At 73.2% G+C, this 7706-nt stretch carries 6 protein-coding genes; all 6 read left to right on the top strand.

From position 1 onward, the window contains the following. The first annotated feature begins 296 nt into the window (after positions 1-296). The 6 genes from AB0F10_RS21015 (at position 297) to AB0F10_RS20990 (ending at position 7516) form a co-directional block, all read left to right on the top strand. Positions 297-1274 carry a cobalamin biosynthesis protein gene (locus tag AB0F10_RS21015; RefSeq protein WP_360627350.1) on the top strand — a complete coding sequence of 326 codons (978 nt, stop codon included), beginning with the start codon at positions 297-299 and terminating at the stop codon, positions 1272-1274. Continuing rightward, positions 1271-2830, top strand: a complete 1560-nt coding sequence (locus tag AB0F10_RS21010) for a cobyric acid synthase (RefSeq protein ID WP_360627347.1) — start codon at positions 1271-1273, stop codon at positions 2828-2830. The genes AB0F10_RS21015 and AB0F10_RS21010 overlap by 4 nt, the downstream gene beginning before the upstream one ends. Then, the gene (locus tag AB0F10_RS21005) at positions 2827-3432 is read left to right on the top strand and encodes a hypothetical protein (protein WP_360627344.1); all 606 of its coding nucleotides are present in this window, start codon (positions 2827-2829) and stop codon (positions 3430-3432) included. The genes AB0F10_RS21010 and AB0F10_RS21005 overlap by 4 nt, the downstream gene beginning before the upstream one ends. A gap of 131 nt (positions 3433-3563) precedes the next feature. After that, positions 3564-4634: a M48 family metallopeptidase gene (locus AB0F10_RS21000; RefSeq protein WP_360627341.1), complete on the top strand. Its 1071-nt coding sequence runs from the start codon at positions 3564-3566 to the stop codon at positions 4632-4634. A gap of 61 nt (positions 4635-4695) precedes the next feature. Continuing rightward, the gene (locus tag AB0F10_RS20995) at positions 4696-6045 is read left to right on the top strand and encodes a dipeptidase (RefSeq protein ID WP_360627338.1); all 1350 of its coding nucleotides are present in this window, start codon (positions 4696-4698) and stop codon (positions 6043-6045) included. A gap of 1 nt (position 6046) precedes the next feature. Next, positions 6047-7516, top strand: a complete 1470-nt coding sequence (locus AB0F10_RS20990) for an FAD-dependent monooxygenase (protein WP_360627335.1) — start codon at positions 6047-6049, stop codon at positions 7514-7516. Positions 7517-7706 lie beyond the last annotated feature (190 nt).

The raw sequence follows: 7706 nt of genomic DNA, 5'->3' as shown, positions 1-7706 counted from the left end.
CCGCCACCCGGGCCGCCCGGCCCGCGCCGGGGTGCTCCCCCGAGACCCGCCCGAAGGCGCGTCCGCCCAGCACGGCGGAACCGCGCCCGCGGGCCGGGCGGCATCGGCCGGCCGCCGCTCCAGCCGCTGGGGCGGCGGCCGGCCCACGGCCCGGTCGGTGCCCGGGATCCGGGGCACCGTGCGCAGCGACTGGTGTCTTGGGAGGGGGAGCGATGCCCGGAGGGGGAGAAAGGCGGGCGGCCCGGATGGGTGCCGGGCGGGCTTACTAGGGTGGGTGAGTGGGAGGAACTGGGCGAATGCGGATCGCGAGGCCGGGTTCCGGCTCCGCTGTTGCGGCCGATGCGGTCGGCCTGCTCGCGGGCTATGCCCTGGACGCGGTGTTCGGTGATCCCCGGCGCCTGCACCCGGTGGCCGGATACGGCCGGGCCGCCGGCGCGCTGGAACGCCGCCTCTACGCGCCGAAGCGCCGTGCCGGAGCGGTGTTCACCGCCGTCGCTGTCGGTGTCCCGGTCGCGGCCGGGGTGGCCGCCGCCGTGGTGACCCGGCGGCAGCCCGTGGCCCGGGCCGCGCTGGTCGCCGCCGCCACCTGGACCGTTCTCGGGGGTCGCACGCTGCGTCGCGAGTCCGCCGTGATGGCCGGGCACCTCGAACGCACCGATCTCGTCGCGGCGCGGGGACGGCTCAGTCACCTGTGCGGCCGCGATCCCTCGACGCTCGACGAGCCCGAACTCGCCCGCGCCACCGTCGAGTCGGTCGCCGAGAACACCTCCGACGCGGTCGTCGCGCCGCTGCTCTGGGGTGGGCTGCTCGGCCTTCCCGGGCTGCTCGGCTACCGGGCCGCCAACACCCTCGACGCGATGGTCGGGCACCGGTCCGCGCGGTATGCGAGGTTCGGCACCCCGTCGGCGCGCCTCGATGACGTGCTCAATCTGCTGCCGTCCCGGCTCACCGGGTTGCTCACGATCGCGGCCGCACCGCTGGCGCGGGGTGAAAGCGCCGAGGCGCTCCGGGTGTGGCGCCGGGACCGTAACGATCACCCCAGTCCCAACGCGGGGCAGTGCGAGTCCGCGATGGCGGGCGCGCTCCGCGTCCGGTTGGGCGGGCGGAACGTCTACTTCGGACGTACCGAGACCCGGCCGCTGCTGGGCGACGGGCCGCGACCGTCCGCCGGCGACCTGCGCCGCGCCGCCCGGATCTCGGGCGCCGTCGGCATCGGCGCCGCGGCGCTCGCCGCGGGCGTGGCGTTGATCCGGTCCGGGCTGGTGCGCCGATGAGCGGCGGGCTGCTGGTCGCGGGGACCACCTCGGACGCGGGCAAGAGCGTGCTCACGGCCGGGATCTGCCGGTGGCTGCACCGCCGCGGCGTCAAGGTCGCGCCGTTCAAGGCGCAGAACATGTCGAACAACTCCGTCGTCGTGGTCGGCGCCGACGGGCGGGGCGGCGAGATCGGCCGCGCCCAGGCGATGCAGGCCGCCGCGTGCGGAATCGCGCCGGAGATCCGCTTCAACCCGGTGCTGCTCAAGCCCGGCAGCGACTACTCCAGCCAGGTCGTGCTGCTCGGCCAGGCGGTAGACACCGTCACCGCGGGCAACTACCGGTCCCTGCGGCCGCGCCTGGCCGAGGCCGCCTACGCGACGCTGGGTGAGTTGCGCGACGAGTACGACGCGGTGATCTGCGAGGGCGCCGGCAGCCCGGCGGAGATCAACCTGCGGGACGGGGACTTCGTCAACATGGGCCTGGCCCGGCAGGCGGGGCTGCCGACGATCGTGGTCGGTGACATCGATCGCGGCGGGGTCTTCGCCGCCCTGTTCGGCACTGTCGCGCTGCTCAGCCCGGCGGACCAGGCGTTGATCAGCGGATTTGTGATCAACAAGTTCCGCGGCGACCCGGGCCTGCTGCAGCCCGGCCTCGACATGATCACGGCCGCCACCGGGCGGCCCATGCACGGCGTGCTGCCGTTCAATCTTGACGTGTGGCTGGACGCCGAGGACTCCCTGGCGTATGGGCGGGTGCTCGGCCGGCCCGCCGCGCCGCGCGGCACCGAGTGGCTGCGGATCGCCGTCGTCCGCCTGCCGCGCATCTCGAACGCCACCGACGCCGAGGCCCTCGCCACCGAGCCGGGCGTCCAGGTTCGCCTGACCATCGAGCCGGCCGAGATCGCCGACGCGGACCTGGTCGTGCTGCCCGGCTCAAAGGCCACCGTCAGCGACCTGGCCTGGCTGCGCGAAACCGGCCTCGACGACGCGATCCGCGTGCACGCCGCGGCGGGCAAGCCGCTGCTCGGGATCTGCGGCGGCTTCCAGATGCTCGCCGGCACCATCCACGACGACGTCGAGAGCCGCCGCGGCACCGTTCCCGGCCTCGGCCTGCTGCCGGTCGACATCACGTTCGGCGAGCGGAAGACGCTGGCCCGGTCGCGGGGCACGGCCTGGGGGCAGGTCCCGGTCCGCGGCTACGAGATCCACCACGGGTACGTGTCGGCCGGCGATCCCGAACCGCTGCTGCGGTACGCGGACGGCGCGCCGGAGGGCGCGGTCGCCGGAGCGATCTACGGCACCCACTGGCACGGCGCCTTCGAGTCGGACGGGTTCCGCCGCCGGTTCCTGTCCGAGGCGGCCCGGCAGGCGGGCCGGTCCGGCTTTGTGGTCGCGCCGGACACCGAGTTCGCGCAGGTGCGCGAGCGCGCGCTCGACGTGCTCGGCGACCTCGTGGAGGAGCACCTCGACACCGATGCGCTGTGGCGGCTCATCGAATCGGGGCCGCCGGGCGGCCTTCCGTTCATCCCGCCCGGCGCTCCTGTGGATCGGCGAGTCCCCGGCGCCGCCGGATGAGTTCCGAAACCTATGCGGCGCTGGCCGGGCGGATCCTTGCCACCGAGCCCCGGCTCGGTCCCGTACGGCTCGTCGCCGTCGACGGGCCCAGCGGGGCGGGCAAGAGCCGGTTCGCCGAACGGCTGGCGAAGGTCGCCGACATTCCCGTTGTGCACACCGACGACCTGCTCGACGGCTGGGACGACCAGTTCAGCTTCTGGGAGCGGCTCGAGGAGCAGGTGCTCAATCCGCTGCGGCACGGCCGGCACGCCACCTACCGCCGCTACCTCTGGCATCGGGCTGAGTTCGGCGGGGATCCCGTCATCGTCGAGCCCGCTCCGGCCGTACTGCTGGAGGGGGTGACCGCCGCGCGGCGGGTGATCCGGCCGGAGCTCTCGTTCTCCGTCCTGGTCACCGCGCCGCCGGAACTGCGGTGGCGGCGTGCCCTGGCCCGCGACGGGCGCGACGATGTTGCGTTTCGGGCGTACCTTGAGCGCTGGCGCGTAAACGAGGACGAGCACTTCGAATCGGACGCGACCGCGGCGCACGTGGACCTCCTGGTTGACGGCGCGGCGGAAGGTCCCGAGGATCGGTACGAACGGCTCTGGCCGGTGCCGGACTGAGCCTTTTCAACGTGGCCAGGGCGGCAGCTCCGGGCGGCGGTCGACGGCTCGGACACCTCGGCCCTGGGCCAGGTTGAAAATTGCTCACTGAACCATGATCAGCCGTGCGAGCGGCGGGACGGGGACGGACGATGACGACCGAGGAAAACCGGCCGGTGCGGCGCCGGATCACGCTGACCGGCATCAGCTCGCGCGCGTGGGAGCACCCCGCCGACCGCGGCGCCCTCACCGCGCTGCGTGAGCTGCGCGGCTTCGACGACGTCGTCAAGGCGTTCTTCGGCATGTGGAACGAGCGCGGCTTCCGGCTGTCGTTCCTGGCCGGGGCCATCCGCGTCGACCACCGGCAGTACCCGCGTGTCTACCAGCGCTTCACCGAGGCGGCCGCCACGCTCGACGTGGCTGAGCTGCCCGAGCTCTACGTGGAACAGTCGCCGATGATCAACGCGCAGGCGATCGGCATGGACAAGCCGTTCATCGTCGTGACCACCGCCGCCGTCGAGAAGCTCGACGACGAGGAGCTGCGCGCCGTCCTCGGCCACGAGATCGGTCACGTCCGCAGCGGTCACGCCGTCTACAAGACGATCATGATGATCCTCACCCGCTGGGCCGCGAGCCTCAGCTGGATGCCGGTCGGCGCTATCACGCTCCGGGCGATCATCGTGGCGATGTACGAGTGGTGGCGCAAGGCAGAGCTCTCCGCCGACCGCGCCGGCCTGCTCGCCGGCCAGGACCCTGCCGCCTCGCTGCGCCTGCTGATGAAGCTCGCGGGCGGCGGCGACCTCTCGCAGATCGACACGACCGCCTTCCTCGAGCAGGCCGCCGAGTACGAGGGCGGCGGTGACCTGCGGGACAGCATCCACAAGCTGGGGATGACCGCCTGGAGCACCCACCCGGTGCCGGTCGCGCGCGCCAGCGAGCTGCGCAAATGGATCGATTCCGGAGACTACGGCCGGATCCTCGGCGGCGACTATCCGCGCCGCGACTCCGACGGCAACGCCTCGGTCACCGAGGACGTCAAGGCCGCCGCGGACTCCTACCGGCAGACCTTCAACAGCTCGCAGGACCCGCTCGTCGGCCTGCTCCGCAAGCTCGGCGGCGGCGCCGCCGACATGGCCGGATCCGCCGCTCGCGGCGCCCGGGACTGGACCAACCGGGGCCGCGGCGGCGAGGGGAACCCGCCGCCGGCGCCGCCGGAAAGCTGAGTTGTCCACAGCCATCGAGGTGAGCCCGCGGCGCTCCGCCCGTCCGGCTTAGGATCGCCTCATGACCCTGACAGAAGACGAACTGCGCGTCGCGATCGCGCGGGAGCTGCCCGGTGTCCGTGCCGACCTCGAGCGGCTGGTCCGCATCCCCGGGATCGCGTTCGACGGCTTCGACCACTCGCACGTCGAGCGGTCCGCCGAGGCCGTCGCCGAGCTGCTTCGCGGCTGCGGCCTCGAGGTGCAGATCGTCCGTGGCTCGGGTCAGCCCGCCGTGATCGGCCGCAGGGCCGCCCCCGAGGGCGCGCCGACCGTCCTGCTCTACGCGCACCACGACGTGCAGCCGGCCGGCGACCCCGCGCTGTGGACCAGCGACCCGTTCGAGCCGGTCGAGCGCGACGGGCGGCTCTACGGCCGCGGCGCCGCCGACGACAAGGCCGGCGTGATGGCACACGTGGCCGCGCTGCGCGCGTTCGGCGACCGCTTGCCGGTCGGCGTCGTGCTCTTCGTCGAGGGCGAGGAGGAGTTCGGCTCCGATTCGCTCGACGAGCTGCTCCAGGCGCACCGGGAGACGCTGCGCTCCGACGTCATCGTCATCGCGGACTCCGGCAACTGGGACATCGGCGTGCCGGCCCTGACCACCTCGCTGCGCGGACTGGTCAACTGCTTCGTCGAGGTCAGCACCCTCGGCAACGCCGTGCACAGCGGCATGTTCGGCGGCGCGGTCCCGGACGCGCTCACCGTCCTGGCGCGGCTCATCACCACCCTGCACGACGAGAACGGCGAGGTCGCCATCGACGGCCTGGCCGGCCGGGAGAACGCCACCGTCGACTACCCGGAGGACCGTTTCCGCCACGAGGCCGGGGTCCTCGACGGGGTCAAGCTGATCGGCGAGGGCCGGCTCACCGACCGGATCTGGTCCAAGCCGGCGGTCGCGGTGCTCGGCATCGACGCCCCGCGGACCAACGAGGCGCCCAATGCCCTGGTGCCCCGGGCCAAGGCCAAGCTCAGCGTGCGGCTGGCGCCCGGCGACGACTGGCAGTCGGCATATGCGGCGATCCGGGCCCACCTCGAGAAGTTCGTTCCGTGGGGAGCGCACGTCGAGGTGACGCTGGAGAGCGGCGGGGCGCCCTGCGTGATCGATGCGACCGGCCCGGCCTATGACGCCGCGCGGTCCGCGTTCCGCGACGCCTGGGACGGCGTCGCCCCGGTCGACATGGGAGTCGGCGGCTCGATCCCGTTCATCGCCACCTTCCAGGAGCTCTTCCCCGATGCGGCGATCCTGGTGACCGGCGTCGAGGATCCGCATGCGGCCGCGCACGGCCCCAACGAGAGCCTGCACCTCGGCGAGTTCGCCCGGGTCTGCCTCGCCGAGGCGCTGCTCCTGCGCAACGTGGCCGCCCTGGGCAAGTGACATGACCGCCGAACTGAGCTGCGACGTTCTCGTGGTCGGCGCCGGCCCTACCGGGCTGATGCTGGCGAACTGGCTGGTGAAGCTCGGCGTCCGGGTGATCGTCGTGGACGGCAAGGACGGGCCCACCCGGGAGTCGCGGGCGCTGGTGGTCCAGGCGCGCAGCATCGAGGTTTATGACCAGCTCGGCCTCGCCGACGCGGTCCTCGATGCGGCGCACCGGGCCGAGGCACTCGCCCCGGGCTTCGGCAGCCGCGTCTTCGGCCGGATTCCGCTCGGGCCACTCGGCGGCGACCTCACGCCGTACCCGTGGATCGAGGTCCTGGAGCAGAGCCGCAACGAGCAGATCCTCTATGCGAACCTGCAGGCGCTCGGCGGCTCCGTCCGCTGGGGCGAATCGGTCAGCGAGCTGACCGACGGCGGGGACCACATCGAGGCGGTCGTCGGCGACACCACGATCACGGCCCGCTTCTGCGTCGGGGCCGACGGGTCCAACTCGGTGGTCCGCAAGTCGCGCGGCATCGCGTTCGAGGGGGTCACCAACCCGCACACGTTCTACGTCATCGACGCGACGGCGGTGACCGGCCTGGTGGACGACGCGATCAACGTGCGCCCCGGCAAGGCGGATTTCCTCCTCGGCTTCCCGATGCGAGGTCGCGGCAGCTGGCGCCTGATCGGCCTGGTGCGCGACGAGGACGCCGACGGAAAACTGGCCGAGGAGGACGCGCAGGCCAGGATGGGCCGCGACTTCGCGGTCACCTACGCGGAATCCCGCTGGTTCGCCACCTACAAGGTTCACCACCGGGTCGCCGCGAAGTTCCGTGACGGCCCGTTCTTCCTCGCCGGGGATGCGGCGCACGTGCACTCCCCGGTCGGCGGTCAGGGCATGAACACGGGCCTGCAGGACGCGCACAACCTGGCCTTCAAGCTGGCGGACGTGGTGCACGGGCGCGCGAGCGACGCCTGGCTGGACCGCTACGAGGCCGAGCGGCGCCCGGTCGCGAAGACCCTGGTGGCGACGACCGACCGGCTGTTCGGCTTCATCACCTCGCAGAAGGTGTCGCTGAGCGTGCTGCGCCGCCTGGTCGTGCCGCTGCTGGCGCCGATCGGGGTCCGGGTACTGCCGCGCACGGGTGGCGGCTCGCGCCTCTTCGGTTACGTGTCGCAGATCCGCATCCGCTACCGCATGACCCCGGACGCGCCGTCCGACCCGGTCGTCGGTCGGCGGCTGCAGTGGGCCGGCGGCAACCACGAGGTGCTGCGCTCCCTGCAATGGCAGATACACGGTTACGGCGACCTGACCGAGTCCGACGCTCCGGACCTGGGGCTGCCCGTGCACATGTTCGGCCCGGCGCCGCAGACGCAGCTGCTTCCGGGGCGGCTCTACCTCGTGAGACCCGACGGGTTCGTGGCGGCGCAGGCGGCGCCGCCGGAAGCGGCCGAGGTGTTCCGGCGCGCGATGCCGCCGGCGTGACGATCGCCGACGGGCTCGCCGCGTGATCCCGCTACTTGATCCGGTCCGGCCTTAGCGGACGACGCCGGCCCGGGACTCGACGCCTCTCTACGATCGCCGGGGTGCCGGGGTGCCGGGGTGCCGGGGTGCCGGGGTGCCGGGGTGCCGGGGTGCCGGGGTGCCGGGGTGCCGGGGTGCCGGGGTGCCGGGG

The sequence above is a fragment of the Actinoplanes sp. NPDC026623 genome (assembly GCF_040638275.1).
Lineage (GTDB): Bacteria > Actinomycetota > Actinomycetes > Mycobacteriales > Micromonosporaceae > Actinoplanes.
The sequence above is the reverse complement of the archived record's forward strand: the minus strand, read 5'-3'. Positions and strand labels throughout refer to the sequence as shown.